The following is a 22586-nucleotide window of genomic DNA, read 5'->3' on the forward strand; positions in this document are numbered from 1 at the left end:
AGCCGACAAGATAAATGATGCTGTTCATTGGAATAGCCCCCGCTATGTGGGCGGGCCTTTCGGCCCGTTTGCAATTGAGTGACGTTGCTAACGTCAAGGGAACCGCGCTTGCCGGCGAATGTTCCCTGATGCCGCGCCGCCGTCCCGGGGGGCTTTGCCAGTCTCAGCCGTCGACGACCTTGCGGTAGAGATGCCAGGTCGCGTGGCCCAGCACGGGCATGACGACGATCAGCCCGACCAGCATCGGCAGGCAGCCCAGCACCAGCAGCCCGGTCACCATCAGGCCCCAGATCATCATCACGCTCGGATTGTGCTCGACCGCCGCGATCGAGGTCCGCACCGCCGTCTGGACATCGACCCGCCGGTCGATGATGTGCGGGAAGGCGACGACCGAGATCGAGAAGGCCAGGATCGCGAAGAGCAGGCCGACGGAATTGCCGACGATGACCATGACCCAGCCGTCGAAGGTGGTGAAGGCGGCGCGCAGGAAGTCGACGGTCGAGACATCGGCGGGCAGGGCGAGCAGGCTGCGATAGATGAACCAGGCGCAGAACAGCCAGGCGAGGAACAGCCCGGTCAGCATCGCGCCGAGCAGGGCGATCTGCCCGATCGAGGGCGAGCGCAGCACGGCGAAGGCGTGCTCCCAGGACGTATCGAGTTGGCGCTCACGGCGGCGGCTGATCTCATAGAGGCCGATGGCGGCGAAGGGGCCAAGCAGCGCAAAGCCGCCGAGCAGCGGGAAGAGAAGCGGGAAGATGTTGTAGCTCACGGTCAGATGGGCGAGCAGCACGCCCGCGATCGGATAGATCAGGGCGATGAAGGCGAGATGGCTCGGCTGTGCCTTGAAATCCTCCCAGCCGAGCGCGAGCACATCGCGCAGATCGCGGGTGGTGATAGTACGGATGCGCGGCAGCGCGGGGACTCGCGTCAGGTCGTCGAGCCTGCTGTCGATGTTGGCCATGGCGTTTCTCCCGGTTGCGGCCCGGTGCGCTTCGCCCTTGACGCGATCCTTGGGTCAACGGCCGAAAGGCGTCGAGCTTCCAATTCCCAGCGGGCCGATTATAGCGGCGAAATCACGGTTTGTCGCATGGGCGCAAACACGAGTGCGGGATCGCCGCGGCGAAGCCTGTGCTCCCGCCCTTTCTCGGGCTCCTGCCCTTTTTCGACATCGCCTTCTCGCCTAATGAAGGGCCATGAGCGAGTCCGATCCGATCCCCGTCGCCGACCTGACACCCCGCCAGGCCAAGGTCGAACACAAGCGTCTCGCGGCCACGGTCGAGGCGGCCGACATCGCCTATCACCAGAACGACGCACCGACGATGGACGATGCCAGCTATGACGCGCTGCGGCGCCGGCTGGTCGCGATCGAGGAGGTTTTTCCGGAGTTGAAGTCGGCCGCCTCCGTCAGCGGCAAGGTCGGTGCCCGGCCTGCGGGCAAGTTCGCCAAGATCCGCCATCGCGTGCCGATGCTGTCGCTCGACAATGCCTTCTCCGACGAGGCGGTGGCGGAGTTCGCCCAGCGGGTGCATCGCTTCCTCGGCCGCAAGGAGGACGAGGCCATCGCCTTTACCGCCGAGCCCAAGATCGACGGTCTGTCGCTATCGCTGCGCTACGAGAAGGGCGAGCTCGTTTCGGCTGCGACGCGTGGGGATGGCGAAGAGGGCGAGGACGTCACGGTCAATGCCCGCACCATCTCCGAGATTCCGAAGACGCTTGCGGGGGGGGATGTGCCCGAAATCGCCGAGGTGCGCGGCGAGGTCTATCTGGGACATGCCGATTTCGCGGGGATCAACGAGCGCCAGCGCGAGAAGGGGCTTCCCGAATTCGCCAATCCGCGCAATGCGGCCGCGGGATCGCTGCGCCAGCTCGACGCCTCGATCACAGCCGCCCGGCCCTTGCGCTTCTTCGCCTATGCCTGGGGCGAGATGCCGGTGCTGCCGGCGCAGACCCAGTCGGGCGTGGTCGAAGCCTTCGGGCGCTGGGGCTTCCGGACCAACCCGTTGATGAAGCGCTGCGAAAGCGTCGACGAGCTGATCGCGCAATACCGGCTGATCGAGAGCCAGCGCGCCTCGCTCGGCTACGACATCGACGGCGTGGTCTACAAGGTCGACGATCTGGCGCTCCAGGGCAGGCTCGGCTTCGTCTCGCGCGCGCCGCGCTGGGCGATCGCGCACAAGTTCCCGGCAGAACTCGCGACCACCGTGCTCGAGGCGATCGAGATCCAGGTTGGACGCACCGGCGCGCTCTCGCCCGTGGCGCGGCTGCGGCCGGTGACGGTCGGCGGCGTCGTCGTGACCAATGCGACGCTGCACAACGAGGATTATATCCGCGGCTTCGATTCAAAGGGCGAGCGCATCCGCGACGGCGAGCCGCCGGACATCCGCGTCGGCGACACGGTGACGGTGAAGCGCGCCGGTGACGTGATCCCGCGCGTCGCGGCGGTCGATCTGGGCAAGCGCCCGGCGGACGCGAAGCCTTACGCGTTCCCGGCGCTGTGCCCGGCCTGCGGCAGCCATGCGACGCGCGAGATGAATCCACGCTCCGGCAAGGAGGATGCGGTGCGGCGCTGCACCGGTGGGCTGATCTGCCCGGCGCAGGCGGTCGAGCGGCTGAAGCATTTCGTCTCGCGCGATGCGCTCGACATCGACGGCCTCGGCGACAAGCAGATCGAGTTCTTCCACGCCGATCCCGACTTGCCCGTGAAGGAGCCGGCCGATATCTTCACGCTCGCCGTCCGCGACGCGGCGAACTTCAAGAAGCTCAAGGACAAGGAAGGCTTCGGAACCGTCAGCGCGAAGAAGCTGTTCGATGCAATCGAGGACAGGCGGACGCCGCCGCTCAACCGCTTCATCTTCGGGCTCGGCATCCGCCATATCGGCGAGACCAATGCAAGGCTGCTGGCGCGCCATTACGGTTCGTTCGAGGCGCTGCGCAGCGCCGGCATCACTGCTGCGGATCCGACTTCGCCCGAGCGGCAGGAACTCGACGCGATCGACGGGGTCGGTCCCACCGTGGTCGAGGCGCTGACCGATTTCTTCGGCGAACCGCATAATGAGGATCTGCTCGACCGGCTCTTGGCGCAGGTCACACCGCAGCCGCTGGAGGCCGTGGCCTCGGCAAGCCCGGTCGCCGGCAAGATCGTGGTCTTCACCGGCGCGCTGGAGCGCATGACGCGCGACGAGGCCAAGGCAATGGCCGAGCGGCTGGGCGCCAAGGTCGCGGGTTCGGTCTCCTCCAAGACCGACCTGCTCGTGGCGGGGCCTGGCGCCGGATCGAAGCTCAAGGACGCGCAGAAGCACGGTGTCGAGGTGATCGACGAGGCTGGCTGGTTCGAGCTGGTCGGGGCGTAGGCGGCTGGCGGCATTCCCGAGCGGAGCAAAGCCGCGTCGCGGGAAACTCGCGCGCCCGAGGCCCGAGGCCCTGCCGTTCGTTGATGTTAGGGTCGAGCCGGAGCCTGACGCGCATCGGGCGGCGTTGATCGACGCCATCACTTTTCTTCAAGACAGGCGAAGCGCGATCCAGTCTAACCTCGCATCATGGACAGCGTCAGCCAGAGCAAGACATTGGGGATCAGGCCGCTGGGAAGCGGCGAGCGGGCGGAGCTTTTTCTCGCCCGGCATTTCGACAGCCTGGAATGCCTGAGCGCGACCTTCGCCACCCATGCCTACGCTCCCCATGCCCACGACACCTATGTCGTCGGTACGATCGAGACCGGCTGCGAGGCCTGGACGGTGCGGGGCGAGCGGCACTACGGCGGTTCCGGTGACCTGACGTTCATCAATCCGCTCGATGTGCATGACGGCGAGCCTGTCGGCGAAGGCTACAGCTACCGCATGACCTATCCCGCAGTCGCGCTGATGCAGGAGATCGCCTCGTCATTGGCCGGCTGGAACGGCGGCCGGACGCCATTCTTTCCCCGCGCCTGCGTGCATGATCCGGAGGGTGCGGCTTTGCTGTCGCGCGCTCACCGCGCCATGGAAGCCGGGCGGAGTGGGGCGGGGAGGGAGGCTCTGGGTGGCGAGGAGCTTCTCCTGCGCGCCTATGCCTATTGCCTCGTGCGGCATGCCGGGGTGGCTGCCGGTGCCATCGGTTCCGAGGCCGGGCCGATCGCTCATGCGCAGGCGCTGATGGAGGCGCGTCATGACGAGGAGCTCTCGCTGGCGGAGATCGCAGGCTCGGTCGGTCTGCCGCGCCATCACCTGATCCGTGCCTTCCGGCGCGAGACCGGGCTGACGCCGCATGCTTGGCTGGTCGATGTCCGGGTGCGGCGGGCGCGGGACCGGCTGCGCCGCGGCGAGGCCCCGGGCGATGTCGCCGCTGCGACCGGGTTCTGCGACCAGGCGCATCTGACGCGGGCGTTCAAGGCGAGGCTCGGCGTGACGCCGGGCGCCTTCCGCGCCGCCCATCTCTCCTGAAGGCTACTCTGCGATGTCCAGGATGCGGGACGATATCCTGCGTGGCTTCGGCGACATCTGGCCGGCCATGCTGGCGGCGGTGCCGATCGGCCTGCTGTTCGGTGCGCTCGCCGCAGGCAAGGGGCTCTCGCCGCTCGAGGTCACGGTCATGGGCGCGCTCGTCTTTGCGGGCGGGGCCCAGTTCGCGGCCGTCGAGCTCTGGGCGACGCCGGCGCCGATCGGTGCGCTCGTGTTCTCGACGCTGCTGATCAATGCGCGGCATGTGCTGATGAGCGCATCGCTCGCTCCCAAGCTTCAAGGCTTTTCGGGCTGGCAGAAACTCGGAGGCCTCTACTTCATGGCAGACGAGAACTGGGCTCTGGCCGAGAAGCGGGCGCGGACGCACGCGCTGACGCCGGCCTACTGGTTCGGGATGCTGATCCCCTTCGTCGCCTGCTGGATCGCGACCTCGACGCTGGGCGCCGTCGTGGGCGCGGCGCTCGGGGATCCACGCCGCTTCGGCGCCGATTTCGCCTTCACCGCCCTGTTCATCGCGCTCGTCGCGGCGTTCTGGAAGGGGCGCGTGACCTTCTGGACGGTCGCCGCCTCCGGGATCGCCTCGGCGCTGGCCTATCGCCTCGTCGGCCCGCCCTGGCATGTGCTGGCCGGCGCGCTTTGCGGGCTGGCGGCCGCCTGGATTGCGGCGGGCGGTGGTGCTGGAGCGGAGCCGGACCCCGCGGCATCGGAACCGGCCCGGTCATGACGCTCGATCCCCACACGCTGCTCGCCATCCTTGGCATGGCGGTAGCGACCTATGCCACCCGGATCGCGGGCCTGGCACTGGCGGGACGGCTCGACCTGTCGCCGCGCGCGCAGGCCGCGTTCGACGCGATCCCTCCGGCCGTGCTGATCGCGGTCATTGCTCCGAGCGCGCTGGCGACCGGCTGGGCCGAGACGGCGGCGGCTGCCGTTGCGGCGGTTGCCGCGACACGGCTGCCGCTGCTGGGCGTGGTCGCTATCGGCGTTGCGGCCGTGGTGGGGCTCAGGGCGCTGATCTGACGCGCGCTCGCGCTCCCTCCTGCGTCAGATCATGCCGCCGAGCCAGCACCACAGACCCGCTGCCATAAAGGCGAAGGCGACGAGGAACATATGGGCATCGCGTGGCAGGTCTCGCATCCGGGATCTCCTGTTCGGGAGCCCGTGCATAATCTTTGCCATGTGACAGGTGCGCGACGAGAAGTTGATAATCGATCTGGCATTCCCTGTGTGCATGGTGACTCTTCAAGGCAGATGGCGCCGTGAAGGCCTCAGAGCGGCAGGCAGGCCTGCTCCAGCCAGGCCCGGGCCTCGCCCTCGACCAGCGTTGCGAGATGGCTCCAGACCCTGGCGTGATAGGCGTCGATCCAGGCGATCTCGCCGTCGTCGAGCAGGTTCGCGTCGATCAGTGCACGCTCGTAGGGGCACCAGGTGATGGTCTCGAAGCCGTAGATGGTGCGGTCGCCGCCGGGGATGACGCGCTCCTCGACGACGATCAGGTTTTCGATGCGGATGCCGTACTCGCCCTGCTTGTAGTAGCCGGGCTCGTTGGAGAGGATCATGCCGGGTTCCAGCGGCGTGGTGCCGAGCTTCGAAATCCGCTGCGGCCCCTCATGCACGGACAGATAGCTGCCGACGCCGTGGCCGGTGCCGTGGTCGAAGTCGAGGCCGGCCTGCCAGAGCGGCAGCCGCGCCAGCGCATCGAGCTGGGCGCCCGACGTACCCTTGACGAAGACGGCGCGCGAGATCGCGATGTGACCCTTGAGTACGCGGGTGTAGCGGTCCCGCATCTCGTCGCTGGGCTCGCCTATGGCCATGGTGCGGGTGATGTCGGTCGTGCCGTCCTCGTATTGCCCACCGGAGTCGACCAGGAAAATACCGGGCTCAACCTTGCGATTGCTGGCTTCGGTGACGCGATAATGTGGCAGCGCCGCATTGGGACCCGCACCCGCAATGGTGGTGAAGGAGACGTCCCTGAGCAGGCCGGTCTTCGCCCGCTCGGCCTCCAGCGCGGCGACCGTGTCGATCTCGGTGAGCTGCCCGCCCGGCGCCTCGCGCGTCAGCCAGGTCAGGAAGCGCACCATCGCGGCGCCATCGCGCAGATGGGCGGCGCGGGTGCCCCTCAGCTCCGCCTCGTTCTTGCGGGCCTTCATCAGCGCGATCGGGTCCGCGCCGGCTTCAGGGGTGCCGCCTGCGTCGCGGATCAGCGTCGCCAGCGCGGCGGCGGCGGTGGTCGAGTCGAGGCGGACCCTGGCGCCGGCTGCGCCCAGTGCCGCGAGCTGTGTTGCCAGTGCGGCCGGCGGGGCGATCTCGCCGACCGCACCGATGGCGTCGCCGGCCTCGTTGGTGATCTTCTCGAGCGCGAGGAATACGGTTGGCCGGCCCTCGCGCGGCACGATGGCATAGCCCAGCGGCAGCGGCGTGTGCTCGACATCACCGCCCCGGATGTTGAAGGTCCAGGCGAGTGCGTGCGGGTCGGAGATGAGGAGCGCATCGACCTTCGCCTTGCCGAGCGCGTCCTGAATTCGGTCGAGCTTGCTCGCCGCATCCTCTCCGGTAAAATCGGCGCGATGGGCCTTGACCGGGGCGCTCGGCGGCGCCGGGCGATCGGCCCAGAGCGCATCAATCGGGTTGCGGCTCACCGCGACGAGCGTGCCACCGGCGGCAGCGGCAGCCTTCTCCAGCCGTGCGACGGCATCGACCGTGTGCAGCCAGGGATCGTAGCCGAGGCGCCCGCCCGAAGGCAGGTTGGTCTCGATCCAGCGATCGAGCGGCGTGTCCTCCATGCGGGTCGGCGTGACGACGGTGGTGTCGGTCTGTTCGGCCGACTGGATGGTATAACGGCCGTCGACGATCAGCGCCGCCTTGTCCGCCAGTACGACGGCGTTGCCGGCGGAGCCGGTGAAGCCCGTCAGCCAGGCGAGACGGGCCATATGGGCCGGCACATATTCGCCCTGATGCTCGTCGGCGCGCGGCACGATGAAGCCCGCGAGCCCTTGCTGCGCAAGCGCCATTCGCAATGCGGCGATTCGGGGCGCGACCTCTGCCGGATCGCTCGGTTCCGAGAAGGTCTGAAAGCGGCAGGCGGGCTGGGCGAGGGCAGGCGATTGCGGCATCGGGAGGGTCCGGTTCAGGCGAATTGCGCCATCGTCGCGGCTCTCCATGGCGAAGGCTAGTCCGAAACGGGATTCCGCCGTGCTTTTCGACCTGGCTCGCCGCGCTCCGAAATGAGGCGGTGTGCCTCTTTGCTATGCGAATTCGGCAATCGTTAACGAAAAGCGGCGCGATGCATGCGTCTTGTGCATATCTCGCATCTGCGAAATCCTCTTCTCGCAGATGCGAAGAAGTACCACTTTGGTCGCATAAGAGAACGAGGAAGCGACCGGGACTGTCCTTCGTTTCGATTGAGGAGATGGATCCCCATGGCCTATGTACTGAACGACGCCTCCGTCCTGTCCGCGACCGAGGTGAACAAGACTGCCAAGATTTCCGATGAACAGGGTTTCTGGCAGCGTCTCTATGCGGCGATGATCGAGAGCCGCCGCCGTTCCGCCCTGCGCGAGCTGCGCGCCCACTCTTTCCTGATCAACGAGTCGGAGGCGGTTCTGGGTGGCCTTTCGGCTGCGACGGTCTCGACCGACGTCGCGCTGCCGTTCAACCGCTGAGCCGCGCTGCTCCTGCGCGGTGATCGCGCAGGGTTCTCTTCCCGACCTTCGCCGCAGGTTCGCGCCGCGGCACAAGCTGGACAACGACCATGATCGCCATCATCAAGCACGCCTTCGAGTGGATCGCCGACGCCGTGAAGTTCACCTCTGCCGTCTGGCACGACGCCCGCTCCATGCAGGCGGAAGCCGAAGCCAAGTACGGCCACATCGGCTTCTGATCGCGCTCCTTCGCGATGCTGGCCGCCTGACGCGGCGTTCTGCGCTTCCGGTGCTCACGGACGAAAGTCCGCTCCGCTCCGGTTCTCGAACGCCACGCCATGCGCGTCAGCCTGGCGAAGGATCGAGCGTCTTCGGGGCTTTCGGCTTCGAGTGACTAGCGAAGGTGGCGTGGCCTTGGGGCTGCGCCGCCTTTTTTCATGACGAGCGTGGCCCAGCCCTCGCGCAGTGACTGGCTCGCAAGATGGAGCCCTTGGTGCCGGTAGACCGAGACGACGCCGGCGACGTCCATGGCGAGCAGGCCCGACAGGATGACCGTGCCGTCGGCCGAGAGCACGCGCGCGATCGAGGGCGCGAGGCGCTTCAGCGGACCGGCCAGGATATTGGCGAAGACGAGATCGAAATGGCCGGGCCGGTCGGCCTTGGCGTGGCGCAGGCCCGGTGCGACATAAAGATCGAGCGCATGCGGCGCGTGGTTGACGCGGGCATTGTGGGCCGCGACCTCGACGGCGACGAGATCGATGTCGCCGGCGACGACTTTGCGCTTCGTCTGCTTGGCCAGCGCCAGCGCCAGAATGCCGGTGCCGGTGCCAACATCGATGGCGTGGCGCGGGCGACGGCGCTTCAGCTCCGCGTCGAGCGCGAGCAGGCATCCGGCGGTCGTGCCGTGATGGCCGGTGCCGAAGGCGAGCGCGGCCGGGATTTCGATGCCGACATAGTTGATGCGGACCGCCTCGCGGTCATGCTCGCCATGGACAAGGACGCGGCCGGCGCGGACGGGCTTCAGCCCGTCCAGGCTGGCCGCGACCCAGTCCTGCTGGTTCACGGTGGCAAAGGGCGTGGTGTCGATGACGTCGCCGACGATTGGCCGCAGCATGTCGCGCACGGCGTCCTCGTCGGGATGCGTGGCGAAATAGATCTCGACCTTCCAGGGGGCGTTGAGCGAGAGCGTGGTGACGCCGCTCTCGATCTCGAAGGCGGAGATCGCTGTCTCCGTCGGGTCGAAGACCTCGCCCAGCAGTTCGGTCAGCGCACGCGCCTTCTCGCCGCTGGTCGAGAGTTCGAGGACGGTCGCGACCGTCGATGGCAGAAGACCTTCACGCATGGGCTGCGCTTAGCAGCCCGGACGGGAATTGTCATGGCCGCTGCCGTCAGTGCTGGCCATTCACCATCGCGAAGACGCCGGCGAGGTTGCCGTTCTCGGCGGCAAAGCGCAGCGGCTTGCAGCGCTCGACGATGACCTCCTCGGCGTCCGTCTCGAGGATCGCCATGACCTCAGCGATGAAATCGGCCAACGGCATGGCGAGCGGATCGACGGCCTGTTCCGGGCCGCGAAGCTCGGTCTGGACGTAAGGCGGAGCGATCTCGACGACTTGCGTCGAGCTGCCCTTCAATTGATGGCGCAGCGACATCGACCAGGAATGGAGCGCCGCCTTGGTCGCGGAATAGGTCGGCGTCACCGCCAGCGGCACGAAGGCGAGCCCCGACGAGACGGTCAAGATGGTGGCTTTCGGCTGCTTCAGCAGGTGCGGCAGCAGGGCTGCCGTCAGGCGGATCGGGCCGAGCAGGTTAGTCTCGACCGTCTCCTCGGCGATGGCGACGTCGCGGCTGCCGACGAGATCCTCGTCCTTCATGATGCCGGCATTGTTGAGCACGACATTCAGCGCCGGAAAACGCGCGACGGCATCGCGGGCGAAGGCGGCAATGTCGGCCTTGTCCTGGATGTCGAGCAGCATCGAGGCCATGCCGGGGTTCGCCTCCGTGACGTCGTCGAGCACGCGCTCGCGGCGGCCGGCGATGATGACCGTGTTGCCCCTGGCGTGCAGCGCCTCGGCGAGCGCGCGGCCGATGCCCGAACCGCCGCCGGTGATCAGGATGGTGTTGCCTGTGATGTTCATCGCCATGTCCTTTCGCGATTGCGCCTTTCATGGTTGCGCTGAACTCAACTAGGCCCGATGCTCTCCAGACGTAAGAAGGCACCTTAAAGTTCTATAGGCACCAAAAGGAGAGCGTCGAATGCCGTCCATACGGGAGGCCGTCGCAGCCATGCAGGCGCAGGGCGGGCTGGAGCATCCAGAGGTCAGTCCCGAGGTCGAGGCACTGGTGCGCGACGTGATTGGCCAGGTCGCGGACAAGTGGACGATGCTGATCCTGGAGGCACTGGAGGAGCATGGCACGCTGCGCTTCACGCAAGTCGGCCGGATCGTCGGTGGCATCAGCCAGAAGATGCTGACCAAGACGCTGCGCCAGATGGAATGCGACGGACTGATCATACGGAAAGTCCATCCGGTGATCCCACCGCATGTCGACTACACGATGACGGAGATCGGCCGCGAGCTGACGGCGGCGTTCTGCGGGGTCTGGGTCTGGGCGGAGACCTACTACGCGCAGGTGGAAGCAGCGCGGGCGGCGTTCAAGGCGCGGGAGCGGGGCATTTGACGCGAGCCGCCCGATCATCCCGGCTCGGCGCCGCTTTCGCCGCTGGTCCGGGATGACATGGAAGACGCCGGCCTCGCCGTCTCAGGCCGAGCGGCCGGTCTCTTTGGCGGTCAGTTCGCGCTCGAGGCCGCAGTCCTGCCCTGGCTGCGCAGGTGGATGATCTGCGCTGCCAGTCCAACGATGAGCATGACGAGAAGGCTGCCCTGGAAGCCGAGCAAGAGGGGCGAATTCAGGCTGGTGACAAAGGGGTTGCCGTCCGGAACCCGACGCAGGATCTCGGTGACCGTCGGCAGCATCAGCAGAAAGACCGTCAGGCTCAGGCAGATCGTCTCGGCGTATCGGGCCGCGCGCGACTGGCCCGGAAGCAGCCCGACGCCGTAGCCGGCGAGCAGGAGCAGGATCGTGAGGGCGCCGACGCCATAGCCCGCCCCCTGGTGGGTGACGAGGAAGACAGTGGCCGCGCCGATCAGCATGGCGACGAAATAGACCGCGCCGGCTCGCGACCAGGGCACGATCCGGCCATGACGTGCCAGCATATACGCGGCTGCGGGAATGGCCGGCAGGCTGCCGAGCGTATGGAGCCAGCCGAGAGGGGAGATGCCAAACATGAGGGTATCCTTTTTGAGCGCGTAGAATGAGGCGGTCCGGTTGCGCGCGGAAACGACGCAGGTGAAAAGAAAGGAAATAAAACTACCTATTAGTCGGTAGGTTTTGTGGTGATGCATAGTCGCGGTTTGCCAGCAGGTTCAATGCCGGGCGATGAGGCGCTCCAGAAGCGGGCGCGTGATGGCGCCAAACGTCTTGGTGTCGCCATAGGCGCGGGCGGAGAGCATCGCGCCGTGGACCGTGGCGAGGAAGGTCTCGGCTTCGGCCTTGGCGGTGCCGGTCAACCGCAGTTGGCCGTGCCTGGCGCCGCGTTCCAGAACCGATGCCAGCCAGGCCGAGAGCGAGCGGAAATGGGCTCGCACCTCGATCACGACCTCTTCCGGAAGGACGGGGATTTCGACTGCCAGCAAGGCGCAAACACAGAATGGCGCAGACGCGTCGGTGATGCAGGCTTCCCAATAGCCAGTATAGGCGCGCAGTTGTTCCGCCGGATCGGAGACATGCCGCTCCATCGTGGCGATCCCGGATTCAGCCTCCTCGCGATAGCGCGCCACGAGGGTGCGGACGAGGTCCGATTTGCTGGGGAAATGGTGGTGGATGCTCGCATTGCGGATGCCGACCACCTTGGCAATGTCGGCGTAGCTGAAGCCATTGTACCCGCCAGCGATGATCAGCGCGCGCGCGCAGCGCAGGATGTCATCGGAGGTGGTGGAGGGGCTGGCCATCTCAAATGTCTATCTTCTAGTAGGTAGATCGTCAACGCGTTCGACTGGTGAGGTAATGCTAAGCCGACCACCGGGGGCGAACGCCGGCCAAAGGGAGTTAGTGCGGCAGCTATTCTGCTGCGGGCTGAAGAGCCAAGTCAGGAGCCGGGATCAGGGCGATCGCATATTTCGCCATGTCGGCGGCGATTTCGGGATCGGCCTTGAGTTCGCTCGGGGTGCGGGCGCGGGGAACGGTGCGGCCTTCGGCTTCGATATCCTCGAACCAGAGCGCCATGGCTTCGGGGGCATTGGTCAATGCTTCATCAAGCGTATCGCCGGCGGAGAAGCAGCCGGGCAAATCCGGAAACCAGACGCCGACCGCGAAGTCAGGCCCTGCATCCTCGATGATGGCGACATAATGGGTCATGTCAGTCGCGGGGCCAGCCTGCCTGCTTGTAGATTTTCAACACGAGGCCGGGACCGAAATTCTTTCTCGGATGCGGCACCGAGATATTGTCACGGACGCCGGACTTTTTGAAGACATAGTGCGAGCCGACGACGCGCACGCATTCCCAGCCCTCGCGTTCGAGGCGGCGAATGATGTCGCTGCTGTTGTTGAGCATTGAGGGCCCACTGATTCGTATCTGACCCGATCTATATATCGTCAGATATCATCAGCATAAATCATGTTCCTGTTTTGTTCAGGACAGTTTCGATTATCGTTCCCGAGCCGCAGATCGGTTCAACAATTATCCCGCCTTCTGCACAAAGCTGTCCAGCACCATCTTCCGCCCGGCCTTGTCGAAATCGACCGTCAGCTTGTTGCCGTCGACGCTCGCCACCGAGCCGGGGCCGAACTTGATGTGGAAGACGCGGGCTCCGGTGTCGTAGGCCGATGAGCCGCTCGATTTGGCGGTGAGTTCGCCTTCGATCAACAGCGGGCCGCGCTGGCGCGAGTTCCCGAAGCTGCCCGAGCCGAAGCCGCTGCCGCTTTCGGAAAAGCCCGAGCCGCCGCCTGAATTTGCCTTCGCCTTGTTCTCCTGGGCGCGCTGCCAGCCCGGCGTGTTGTAGGAGGAGCCGAAGCTTTCCATCCGGTCGAAGCGCGAGGCGCCGTAGCCGCCCTGGCTGTAGTTGGAGGCGGCCTGGACGACCTCGACATGCTCCTCGGGGAGTTCGTCGATGAAGCGCGACGGCAGGCTCGACTGCCAGAGGCCGTGGATGCGGCGGTTCGAGGCGAAATAGAGCTTCAGCCGCTTGCGGGCGCGAGTCAGGCCGACATGGGCGAGGCGGCGCTCTTCCTCCAGACCGGCACGACCGCTCTCGTCGAGGGCGCGCTGGTTGGGGAAGAGACCTTCCTCCCAGCCGGGCAGGAAGACGGTGTCGAATTCCAGCCCCTTGGCGCCGTGCAGCGTCATGATCGAGACGCGATCGACGTTCTCGCCGGAATCGGCGTCCATCACCAGCGAGACATGTTCGAGGAAGGCCGGCAGATCGGGGAATTCGTCGAGGGAGCGTACCAGTTCCTTCAGGTTCTCGAGCCGGCCGGCGGCATCGGCTGAACGGTCCTTCTGCCACATCTCGGTGTAGCCCGACTCCTCCAGCACCAGTTCGGCCAGTTCGCCCTGCTTGATCTGGTTAATGCGTGCCGTCCAGCGCGCGAAGGCCCCGACCAGTTCGCGCAAGCTCGTGCGCGCCTTGGGCTTGAGTTCGTCGCTTTCGACGATGGCGCGGGCCGATTGCAGGAGCGAAAGCTGCGTGGCGCGGGCGTGGTTGTGCAGGAGCTGGATGGTGGCGTCGCCGAGACCGCGCTTGGGAACGTTGACGATGCGCTCGAAGGCGAGATCGTCGGTCGGGGAGACGACGCAGCGCAGATAGGCCATGGCGTCTCGGATCTCGGCGCGCTCGTAAAAGCGCGGGCCGCCGATGACGCGATAGGGCACGCCGGTCTGGACGAAGCGCTCTTCCAGCTCGCGCATCTGCGCCGAGATGCGGACCAGCACGGCGATTTCGGCGAGGTTCTCGCCCTTGGCCTGCATCGCCTCGATCTCGTCGGTGATCAGGCGGGCTTCCTCCTGGCTGTCCCAGGCGCCGGTGATGGTGACCTTCTCGCCGGGCTCGTCCTCGGTGCGCAGGGTCTTGCCCAGCCGGGTCTCATTGCGGGCGATCAGCTTGGAGGCGGTGGCGAGGATATGGCCGGTCGAGCGATAGTTGCGCTCCAGCCGGATCACGGTCGCACCAGGAAAATCGTGCTCGAAGCGCAGGATGTTGTCGACCTCGGCGCCGCGCCAGCCATAGATCGACTGGTCGTCGTCACCGACGCAGGCGATGTTGCGGCGCCCCTGGGCGAGGAGCCGCAGCCAGAGATACTGCGCCGTGTTGGTGTCCTGATACTCGTCGACGAGGATGTAGCGGAAGCGCTCGTGATAGACGCCGAGCACGTCGGGATGATCGCGGAACAGCGTCAGGCAGTGCAGCAGCAGATCGCCGAAATCGACCGCGTTCAGCGTCTTCAGCCGGTCCTGATAGGCGGCGTAGAGCTTGCCGCCCTTGCCATTGGCGAAGACGGCGGCCTCGCCCGGCGCGACATCCTTCGGCGCAAGGCCGCGATTCTTCCAGCTATCGATGAAGCCCGCCAGCATGCGGCCGGGCCAGCGCTTCTCGTCGATGCCCTCGGCCGCGATCACCTGTTTCATCAAGCGAATCTGGTCGTCGGTGTCGAGGATGGTGAAATCGCTGCGCAGATCGAGCAGCTCGGCGTGGCGGCGCAGGATCTTGGCCGAGATCGAGTGAAAGGTGCCGAGCCAGGGCATGCCCTCGGCGACGGGGCCGACGAGATGGGCGATGCGCTCCTTCATCTCGCGCGCCGCCTTGTTGGTGAAGGTCACCGACAGGATTTGTGAGGGAAAGGCGCGGTTGGTCGCGATCAGATGGGCGATGCGGGTGGTGAGCACCCGGGTCTTGCCGGTGCCGGCGCCGGCCAGAACCAGCACGGGGCCGTCCGTCGCCTCCACCGCCTGGCGCTGCTCGGGGTTCAACCCGGAGAGATAACCCGCGCTCGGCGCCGCCGCGGCGCGGGCGGCAAGGCCACCAGGGCGGGGCAGGGGGGCAGAGGTGGCGTGGTGGTCGGACAAGGTGCGGCCGTTCGGTCGTGATTCGTTCACGGTCAATATAGGGGCGCGGGCCGGCGATTGCTCCTCGCGGGTGCAATTTTCGGCTGGACCCGCCCGCCAGCCTGCGAACCGCAGTTGCCGGCACCGTGAAGATTGGTTGATCGCGCGCTATTATACACGTATAGATTGTATTCCTTAAGGGCAGGGGGTCGCAATGATTTTCCAGGAGCGCCTGATCGATACGCTGAATGCCGAATGGATCTTCTTCGGCAAGGATATGGCGGGTTCGGACAAGACCATGCTCGTCGGTGGAAAGACCAGGCGCAAGGAAGAGGTCGAGCCTTTTGCCAGCCGGATCGGCGATTACTGGTTGAGTTTGCCGACAACGGCCTACAGTTCTCTCGTCAGGAGTTCCGCCGGGAGATACGGAAAGCTCGACGGCACGATCAATATTCCCTGGTCGGCGGCGTTCATTTCCTACGGCATGCAGGCCGCAGGGGCGGGCAGCCAGTTTCCCTATGCCGCCGGCCACGCCACCTGGATCGTCAAATCGATCGCCAATCGCCTTGCGGGCAAGACCAAGGCTGCTCTGGTCGGATACCGCATCGACGAGCACCCGCTCGCCGTCGGCGACCTGATTGGCACCGGCCGCGCCGGGGCCAATGTCAGCTATGACAACGCCGTCGGAAAAGGCTGGTTCACCAGCCATTCGGACGTCATCGTGGAGATCGATCTGGCCAATCGCTTGGCCTATGCGATCGGCGGCAACGTCAGCCAGACAGTCGCGAAGACGCCGATCACGCTCGATTCCAGCGGCAGGCTTGCCGACACGAGGCGCCCTGGATGGTCCACATCCGCAACAACATCCGTACGGCGGAGATCGCCACGGCCTCCGCCGACGCGCAGACGCTTCAGGTCGGATGAAGGGGGGGCTGCCTCAAGCCGCTGCGGGCTCGAAATCCATCACCACACCATTGATGCAGTAGCGCTGGCCGGTCGGGGGCGGGCCGTCCGGGAAGACATGGCCGAGATGGCCGCCGCAATTGGCGCAATGCACCTCGGTGCGCACCATCAGATGGCTGCGATCCTCCGTGATGCCGACGGCACCGTCCAACGGCTGGTCGAAGCTCGGCCAGCCGGTGCCGCTCTCGAACTTCTTGCCGGATTTGAACAAGGGTTGGCTGCAGCCGACGCAGGAAAAGGTGCCGGCGCGCTTCTCGTAGTTCAGCGCGCAGGAGCCTGGCCGCTCGGTGCCGTGGCCGCGCAGTACGCGGTACTGCTCCGGCGTCAGCTTTGCCCGCCATTCCGCGTCGGTCAGCTCATAGGGGAAGTGCTCCTCGGCCGCCTTGGCGCCGCCGAACATGCTGGTCAGACCCATCGTGCTCTCCCTGGTGCTTCCTGAACCTGTCAGGCGCGGCCTGGCCGCGCCTCTCGGAGGCCAATATGGCGACGGAGCCGCCGAATTTCAGCAGCGTGGTTCAAGCAGCGGCTTCACGATCCTGTTGGAAGGCCCGTCTCAGGCGTTGTCGCCGGCGATCGCGGCGATGACCGCGTCGGTGACCTGGCGCGTCGTCGCCTTGCCGCCGAGGTCGGGCGTATGGAAGGCGGGGTCCGCCGTGACCCGTTCGATCGCCCGCATCAGCCGGGCCGATGCCGCCGGCTCGCCGAGATGGTCGAGCATCATCGTCGCCGTCCAGAAGGTGCCGATCGGATTGGCGATGCCCTGGCCTGCGATGTCGAATGCCGAGCCGTGGATCGGCTCGAACATCGAGGGGAAGGCGCGCTCGGGGTTGAGGTTTGCGGTCGGTGCGATGCCGAGCGAGCCGGCGAGGGCGGCCGCGAGGTCGGACAGGATGTCGGCGTGCAGATTGGTCGCGACGATGGTGTCGATGCTCTGCGGCTTGATCACCATGCGCATGGTCATGGCGTCGACCAGCATCTTGTCCCAGGTCACGTCGGGGAATTCGGCCGCGACCTCAGCGGCGATCTCGTCCCACATCACCATGGCGTGGCGCTGGGCGTTCGACTTGGTGACGACGGTCAACAGCTTGCGCGGGCGCGCCTGCGCAAGCCGGAAGGCGTAGCGAATGATGCGGGCGACGCCGGTGCGCGTCATCATCGAGACGTCGGTTGCGACCTCTTCGGGGAAGCCCTTGTGCACGCGGCCGCCTACGCCGGCATATTCGCCCTCGGAGTTCTCGCGCACGATCACCCAGTCGAGTTCTGGGCCCGAGACGTGGCGTAGCGGCGAGGTGATGCCGGGCAGCACGCGGGTCGGGCGGACATTGGCGTATTGGTCGAAGGGCTGGCAGATCGCGAGCCGCAGGCCCCAGAGCGTGACGTGGTCGGGCACGTCCGGCGCGCCGACCGCGCCGAAGAAGATCGCGTCATGGTCCCTGATCTGCTCGCGCCCATCGGCCGGCATCATCAGCCCGGTGCGCTTGTAGTAGTCCGAACCCCAGTCGAAATGGTCGAAGGCGAAGCCGAACGTGCCGTCGCGCCGGGCCAGCGCCTCCAAAACCTCGATACCGGCGGCGATGACCTCGACGCCGATGCCGTCGCCGGGGATGGCTGCGATGCGGTGCGTCTTCATGGTCGTCTTCTCCCGAAACCTGTCTTCTGCCTCGTCTTTGCGAGCGAAGGGACTGCAAGTCAAGAATGCATTGCAGCTTCCATGGAAGTTGGTAGTGTCAGTGTGGGAGAACGATATGGCGGCGCGCGGCAAGGTGATCGAGCAGGCGAATGAGCGGGGCGCGAGCCTTGTCGACAGCGCCTATGCCGCGTTGAAGCATGCGATCCGGGAGAGCGTCTTCGCGCCGGGCTATCAGGCGTCGGCCGCTGAGCTGGCGCTGCGGCTGGGTGTCAGCCGGACGCCCGTGCATGAAGCGGCGCTGCGGCTGCAGGAGGAAGGGCTCGTCCGCATCCTGCCGAAGCGCGGCATCCTGATCTGCGCGCTGGCACCCCAGGACATCGCCGAGATCTACGAGGTGCTGATCGCGATCGAGGCCGGTGCGGCAGAACTCGCGGCGAAGATGCCGGAGGCGGGGCGCATCGTGCTGGCGGACGATCTCGACCGCGCGACGGATGCGATGGCGCAGGCCCTGGCTGCCGGCGACCTGACCGCCTGGGGCAGGGCGGATGAAGCCTTCCACCGCCTGCTCGTGGAACGCTGCGGCAATGGCCGCTTCGCACGCATCATCCAGACGGTGAACGACCAGTCGCACCGGGCCCGGATGCTGACGCTGCGGCTCCGCCCGCGTCTGCCATCCTCGGAGGCCGAGCACCGCGCCACCAGCGACGCCATCCGGCACGGGCTGTCGGGGTTGGCCCGCGAGGCGGCGCGCCGACATCGCATCCGGGCGCGCGACGAGTTGCTGCCGCTGATCGAGAGCGTCGGGCTGCGGCACCTCTAGAGCATTTTCGAGCGAAGTGGATGCCGGTTCGCGTGACGACAACGCGACAGACCAAGAGCAAGACGACAACAACCGCCGAAGACCGCGGCAAACGCAGCCACAACTCATTGGAGGAAACGCATGCGTCGCCTGATCCTGGCCCTCGGGGCCGCCTTTGCCATGGCCGCCGCGCCCGCTTCGGCGCAGAATTACCCGTCACGTTCGATCACCATGATCGTGCCCTTCGCTGCCGGAGGGCCGACGGACGTGATCGCCCGCATCGTCTCCGACCAAATGGGCCGAACGCTCGGCCAGACGATCGTGGTCGAGAATGTCGCCGGTGCCGGCGGCACCACCGGCTCGGTGCGTGTCGCTCGCGCCACACCGGACGGCTACACCGTGATGATGGGCAATCTCGGCACTCATTCGGCCTCGGTCGGGCTCTATCCGAACCTGGCCTACGATCCGCGCACCGATTTCGCGCCGGTGATCAACACGGCGGGCACGCCGATGCTGATCTCGGCGCATAAGGACTTCCCGGCGAACACGCTGCAGGAACTCGTCGCACTGCTGAAGGCCGATCCGGGCAAGTACAACTGGGGCCATGGCGGCATCGGCTCGACCTCGCATCTGACCTGCGTCTTCTTCCATCACCTGATCAAGGCGCCGGTGCAGCAGGTGCCGTTCCGCGGCTCGGGGCCGGCGATGAACGCGCTTCTCGCCAAACAGTTGGATTATGTCTGCGACCAGACGGTCGGCATCGTGCCGCAACTGACCCAGCTCAAGACCTATGTCGTTGCCACGCCGAAACGGCTCGACGTCGCCAAGGACGTGCCGACCAGCGCCGAGGGCGGCCTGCCCGAATTCCAGGCGGTCGGCTGGAACGCGATCTTCGCGCCGAAGGAGACTCCCAAGGAGATCGTCGACAGGCTCAACGCCGCCGGGCGTGCGGCGCTCGCCGATGCCGGCGTCAGGGCTCGGCTGCTCGAACTCGGCTGCGTCATCCCCGACGATGCTGGCCAGAGTTCGGCGGCGCTGGGTGCCCATGTCCGCGCCGAGGTCGATAAATGGACGCCGGTGATCAAGGCGGCCGGCGTCACGGCGAAGTAGCGGGACGGCACCGAGGCGTCACCCAACCGTCACGCGACTCCACTAGTCGGCTCGCCATCGAAGGATGGCGGGCGAGGGGCAAGGTGACGCAGACGGCACGCACGGTTCGGCGCACGACCAGCATGGGACTGACGACAGCGGTCCATCGCAGCAAACCGCTGTCGAAGGCGGGTCTGCTGGAGCGGATGTTCACGCTGGCCTTTTCGGGCCTGGTCTATCCGCAGATCTGGGAGGACCCGGTCGTCGACATGGAGGCCATGCGTCTTCAACCCGACGACCATGTCGTCGCGATCGCGTCCGGCTCCTGCAACGTGCTGTCCTATCTCGCGGCGGACCCGGCGAAGATCAGCGCGATCGACCTCAACGGCGCCCATATCGCGCTCGGGCGGCTGAAGCTCGCCGCGCTGGCGCGCATGACGCGCCATGACGAGTTCCTGCGCTTCTTCGGGCAGGCCCAGTCCCCAGCCAATGTCGCATTTTACGAGCGCGAAATCGCGCCGCATCTCGACGCAACCTCGCGCAGCTACTGGGAAGGTCGGGGCCTCGACGGGCGGCGGCGTATCGGAATGTTCGCCCGCAACGTCTATCGCTTCGGCTTGCTCGGACGCTTCATCGGTGCCGGCCATCTGCTCGGCCGGACGCTGGGCTGCGATCCGCGCCGGATGCTGGAGGCGCGCGACATGGCCGAGCAGCGCGTATTGTTCGAGCGCCATCTCGCGCCGGTCTTCGACAAGCCGTTCGTGCGCTGGCTGATCCGCCAGCCGGCCTCGCTCTACGGGCTCGGCATCCCGCCGGCGCAGTACAAATCACTTGCTGCCGACGGCTCCGACGGCATTCGCGGCGCGCTGCGCGACCGGCTCGAACGCCTCGCCTGCGGCTTCGACCTGAAGACCAACTACTTCGCGCGGCAGGCCTTCGGGCGCGGCTACGAGCCCGGTGCGGATGCGGCGCTGCCGCCTTATCTGCAGCGCGAGAATTTCGAGCGGGTGAAAGCGCGGGCCGGCCGCGTCGCCTATCACCAGAGCGCGGTGACCGCCTTTCTTGAAGGCCAACCGGCCAAGAGCTGCGACGCCTATGTCTTGCTCGATGCGCAGGACTGGATGAACGACACCGATCTCACGGCGCTGTGGACGCAGATCACCCGCACGGCGAAGCCGGGCGCGCGCGTCATCTTCCGCACCGCCGCAGATGAACGCCTGCTGCCAGGGCGGGTGCCGGCCGAAATCCTCGACCAGTGGCGCTACCATGAGGCGGAGAGCCGGGCGCTCTGCGCGCGCGACCGCTCCTCGATCTATGGCGGCTTCCATCTCTATGTGCTGCCGGGAGCGGCGGCATGAACGCCACGCCGCGCGAGACCAGCGCGGCCGGGCTGATGGATGCGATGTATCGCCATCAGCGCCACATCTACGATGCCAGCAGGAAGTTCTACCTGCTCGGGCGCGACCGACTGATCGCCGGGCTGGAACCGCCGCCGGGCGGGAGCATTCTCGAGATCGGCTGCGGAACCGGACGCAACCTGATCCAGATCGCGCGGGCCTATCCGGGGACGGCCTGCTTCGGCCTCGACGTTTCGGCCGAGATGCTGGCGACGGCGTGGCGTTCGGTCGGTCGGGCGGGGCTGTCGGAGCGGATCATCCTCAAGCAGGCGGATGCGACGGCGTTCGATCCGCAGTCGCTGTTCGGCCAGGCCGGATTCGACCGGATCGTGATCTCCTATGCGTTGTCGATGATCCCGCCCTGGCGCGGGGTGATCGAAGAGGCGCTGCGCCGGCTCTCGCCGGGCGGGGAACTGCACATCGTCGATTTCGGCGACCAGCAGGCATTGCCCGCACCCTTCAGGGCGGCGTTGAACCGCTGGCTCACGCTGTTTGACGTCACGCCGCGGCGCGATCTCGCGGCAGTGCTCGACGATGTCGCACGCGAAGCCGGAGCACAGGCCCGGACCGACGCTCTGCTTTGCGGCTATGCCGTATTGGCGCGGTTGCGCAGCGCGGCTTAGAGGCCGGCCTCCGCCGGGGCAGCTCACCGAAGCCAGCGTCCTGCGCTGGACGCTACGCCCGGCTCCATGCTAGCGCCGGCAGGATGAGCCAAGAGGCCGAGACGAACGGACAGGCCGGGTTCGGGCGCCTATGCGACCGCCTGCGCCAACTCTATCACGGGCGTTCGGTCGCCGCGCTGCGCTTCCAGATGGCGGCGGCGATCGTCGATCTGCTGATCATCGCCTTCTTCATCGCGACGCCGCTGATCCGCGACCGACCGGCCTTCCTGTGGATCGACTACTCGATCGCCGCCATCCTCATGATCGAGATCGCGGCGCGAATGCTGGCCTCGTCCAATGTGCTGCGGCTGCTCCGACAGCCGACCATGCTGCTCGACCTGTTCATCCTGACGACGCTGCTGGCGCCGGCCTCGCTGGAGAATTTCGGCTTCCTGCGCATTCTGAGGTTGTGGTCGCTGTCTCAGCGCGGCTGGATCTGGGCACAGCTCCGGCAGACACGCCTGCGCGAATGGGAGGATGCCGCGAAGGCTGTGATCAACCTCGCGACATTCCTCTTCGTCGTCACGGGCTTTATCTACAGCTTCTTCTTCGCCGGCCGGCCCGGCCTGGAAGGCTATGTCGACGCGTTCTATTTTACGGTCACGACGATGACGACCACAGGCTTCGGCGACATCACCCTGCCCGGCGTCGCCGGCAAGCTGACCTCGATCGCGGTCATGATCGTCGGCATCTCGCTGTTCGTCCGGCTGGCGCAGGCCGTGTTCCGGCCGACCAAGGTGACATTCGCCTGTCCGCAATGCGCCCTGCAGCGCCACGAGCCCGACGCCGTGCATTGCAAGGCCTGCGGCCATGTGCTGCGGATTCCCGATCACGACTGAGCGGTGACGCGGCTTCCGGCACCTATCCGCGCGGGTC

The 22586-nt window shown here is 66.5% G+C and carries 23 protein-coding genes and 1 pseudogene; 13 read left to right on the forward strand and 11 right to left on the reverse strand.

The window, feature by feature from the left end:
* Window positions 1-163: 163 nt before the first annotated feature.
* Window positions 164-961: a DUF2189 domain-containing protein gene (locus tag C8D03_RS18700; RefSeq protein WP_108048569.1), complete on the reverse strand. Its 798-nt coding sequence runs from the start codon at window positions 959-961 to the stop codon at window positions 164-166.
* Window positions 962-1193: 232 nt separating this feature from the next.
* On the opposite strand from C8D03_RS18700, the gene ligA reads away from it, so the two are divergent.
* From ligA to C8D03_RS18720, 4 genes are all read left to right on the forward strand, one after another.
* Complete coding sequence (gene ligA, locus C8D03_RS18705) at window positions 1194-3350, forward strand: NAD-dependent DNA ligase LigA (protein WP_108048571.1); 2157 nt, start codon at window positions 1194-1196, stop codon at window positions 3348-3350.
* Between the two features lie 186 nt (window positions 3351-3536).
* Window positions 3537-4415 carry an AraC family transcriptional regulator gene (locus C8D03_RS18710; protein WP_108048573.1) on the forward strand — a complete coding sequence of 293 codons (879 nt, stop codon included), beginning with the start codon at window positions 3537-3539 and terminating at the stop codon, window positions 4413-4415.
* A gap of 13 nt (window positions 4416-4428) precedes the next feature.
* On the forward strand, window positions 4429-5157 hold the full coding sequence (locus tag C8D03_RS18715; RefSeq protein ID WP_108048575.1) for an AzlC family ABC transporter permease: 729 nt from the start codon (window positions 4429-4431) through the stop codon (window positions 5155-5157).
* On the forward strand, window positions 5154-5453 hold the full coding sequence (locus tag C8D03_RS18720; protein ID WP_108048577.1) for an AzlD family protein: 300 nt from the start codon (window positions 5154-5156) through the stop codon (window positions 5451-5453). Before C8D03_RS18715 ends, C8D03_RS18720 begins: the two co-directional genes overlap by 4 nt.
* A gap of 248 nt (window positions 5454-5701) precedes the next feature.
* Here the strand turns inward: C8D03_RS18720 and C8D03_RS18725 are convergent, their stop codons facing one another.
* A complete protein-coding gene (locus tag C8D03_RS18725) occupies window positions 5702-7546 on the reverse strand; it encodes an aminopeptidase P family protein (RefSeq protein ID WP_108051823.1) in 1845 nt (614 codons plus the stop codon).
* 306 nt (window positions 7547-7852) lie between these two features.
* Between C8D03_RS18725 and C8D03_RS18730 the strand changes: the two genes are divergently transcribed.
* Together C8D03_RS18730 and C8D03_RS27000 are read left to right on the forward strand one after the other, a co-directional pair.
* Window positions 7853-8095: a hypothetical protein gene (locus C8D03_RS18730; protein ID WP_108048580.1), complete on the forward strand. Its 243-nt coding sequence runs from the start codon at window positions 7853-7855 to the stop codon at window positions 8093-8095.
* An 89-nt stretch (window positions 8096-8184) separates the two neighbouring features.
* A complete protein-coding gene (locus C8D03_RS27000) occupies window positions 8185-8313 on the forward strand; it encodes a hypothetical protein (protein WP_282568602.1) in 129 nt (42 codons plus the stop codon).
* 155 nt (window positions 8314-8468) lie between these two features.
* Here C8D03_RS27000 and C8D03_RS18735 read toward each other — a convergent pair whose 3' ends face one another.
* Complete coding sequence (locus tag C8D03_RS18735) at window positions 8469-9416, reverse strand: 50S ribosomal protein L11 methyltransferase (RefSeq protein WP_108048582.1); 948 nt, start codon at window positions 9414-9416, stop codon at window positions 8469-8471.
* Window positions 9417-9462: 46 nt separating this feature from the next.
* On the reverse strand, window positions 9463-10209 hold the full coding sequence (locus C8D03_RS18740) for an SDR family oxidoreductase (protein ID WP_108051824.1): 747 nt from the start codon (window positions 10207-10209) through the stop codon (window positions 9463-9465).
* A gap of 148 nt (window positions 10210-10357) precedes the next feature.
* On the opposite strand from C8D03_RS18740, the gene C8D03_RS18745 reads away from it, so the two are divergent.
* Window positions 10358-10750 (forward strand): winged helix-turn-helix transcriptional regulator, encoded by a 393-nt coding sequence (locus C8D03_RS18745; protein ID WP_248308708.1) that lies wholly within the window; start codon window positions 10358-10360, stop codon window positions 10748-10750.
* Between the two features lie 110 nt (window positions 10751-10860).
* Here the strand turns inward: C8D03_RS18745 and C8D03_RS18750 are convergent, their stop codons facing one another.
* From C8D03_RS18750 to C8D03_RS18770, 5 genes are all read right to left on the reverse strand, one after another.
* Window positions 10861-11358, reverse strand: a complete 498-nt coding sequence (locus tag C8D03_RS18750) for a hypothetical protein (RefSeq protein ID WP_108048586.1) — start codon at window positions 11356-11358, stop codon at window positions 10861-10863.
* A gap of 138 nt (window positions 11359-11496) precedes the next feature.
* On the reverse strand, window positions 11497-12081 hold the full coding sequence (locus C8D03_RS18755) for a TetR/AcrR family transcriptional regulator (RefSeq protein WP_108048588.1): 585 nt from the start codon (window positions 12079-12081) through the stop codon (window positions 11497-11499).
* A gap of 109 nt (window positions 12082-12190) precedes the next feature.
* A complete protein-coding gene (locus C8D03_RS18760) occupies window positions 12191-12487 on the reverse strand; it encodes a type II toxin-antitoxin system HicB family antitoxin (RefSeq protein WP_108048590.1) in 297 nt (98 codons plus the stop codon).
* 1 nt (window position 12488) lies between these two features.
* Window positions 12489-12683 (reverse strand): type II toxin-antitoxin system HicA family toxin, encoded by a 195-nt coding sequence (locus tag C8D03_RS18765; RefSeq protein WP_108048592.1) that lies wholly within the window; start codon window positions 12681-12683, stop codon window positions 12489-12491.
* Between the two features lie 126 nt (window positions 12684-12809).
* A complete protein-coding gene (locus C8D03_RS18770) occupies window positions 12810-15191 on the reverse strand; it encodes an ATP-dependent helicase (protein ID WP_248308528.1) in 2382 nt (793 codons plus the stop codon).
* 277 nt (window positions 15192-15468) lie between these two features.
* Between C8D03_RS18770 and C8D03_RS26880 the strand changes: the two are divergent.
* Window positions 15469-15990, forward strand: a pseudogene (locus C8D03_RS26880) (DUF2272 domain-containing protein); the annotation flags it as partial.
* Window positions 15991-16107: 117 nt separating this feature from the next.
* Here the strand turns inward: C8D03_RS26880 and msrB are convergent.
* Together msrB and C8D03_RS18785 are read right to left on the reverse strand one after the other, a co-directional pair.
* The gene (gene msrB, locus C8D03_RS26520) at window positions 16108-16533 is read right to left on the reverse strand and encodes a peptide-methionine (R)-S-oxide reductase MsrB (protein ID WP_108051826.1); all 426 of its coding nucleotides are present in this window, start codon (window positions 16531-16533) and stop codon (window positions 16108-16110) included.
* A gap of 153 nt (window positions 16534-16686) precedes the next feature.
* Entirely contained in the window at window positions 16687-17763 is a 1077-nt protein-coding gene (locus C8D03_RS18785) for a tartrate dehydrogenase (RefSeq protein ID WP_108048594.1), read from the reverse strand.
* 115 nt (window positions 17764-17878) lie between these two features.
* Here C8D03_RS18785 and C8D03_RS18790 point away from each other — a divergent pair, with 115 nt between their 5' ends.
* The 5 genes from C8D03_RS18790 (at window position 17879) to C8D03_RS18810 (ending at window position 22549) form a co-directional block, all read left to right on the forward strand.
* On the forward strand, window positions 17879-18583 hold the full coding sequence (locus C8D03_RS18790; protein ID WP_108048596.1) for a GntR family transcriptional regulator: 705 nt from the start codon (window positions 17879-17881) through the stop codon (window positions 18581-18583).
* A gap of 120 nt (window positions 18584-18703) precedes the next feature.
* A complete protein-coding gene (locus tag C8D03_RS18795; RefSeq protein WP_108048598.1) occupies window positions 18704-19672 on the forward strand; it encodes a tripartite tricarboxylate transporter substrate-binding protein in 969 nt (322 codons plus the stop codon).
* A gap of 122 nt (window positions 19673-19794) precedes the next feature.
* Window positions 19795-21009 (forward strand): BtaA family protein, encoded by a 1215-nt coding sequence (locus C8D03_RS18800; RefSeq protein WP_108048600.1) that lies wholly within the window; start codon window positions 19795-19797, stop codon window positions 21007-21009.
* Window positions 21006-21671, forward strand: coding sequence for a class I SAM-dependent methyltransferase (locus C8D03_RS18805; RefSeq protein WP_248308529.1), 666 nt, complete (start codon window positions 21006-21008; stop codon window positions 21669-21671). Before C8D03_RS18800 ends, C8D03_RS18805 begins: the two co-directional genes overlap by 4 nt.
* An 83-nt stretch (window positions 21672-21754) precedes the next feature.
* The gene (locus C8D03_RS18810; protein WP_108048601.1) at window positions 21755-22549 is read left to right on the forward strand and encodes an ion channel; all 795 of its coding nucleotides are present in this window, start codon (window positions 21755-21757) and stop codon (window positions 22547-22549) included.
* The last annotated feature ends 37 nt before the right edge of the window (window positions 22550-22586 follow it).

The organism is Bosea sp. 124, from assembly GCF_003046175.1.
Lineage (GTDB): Bacteria > Pseudomonadota > Alphaproteobacteria > Rhizobiales > Beijerinckiaceae > Allobosea.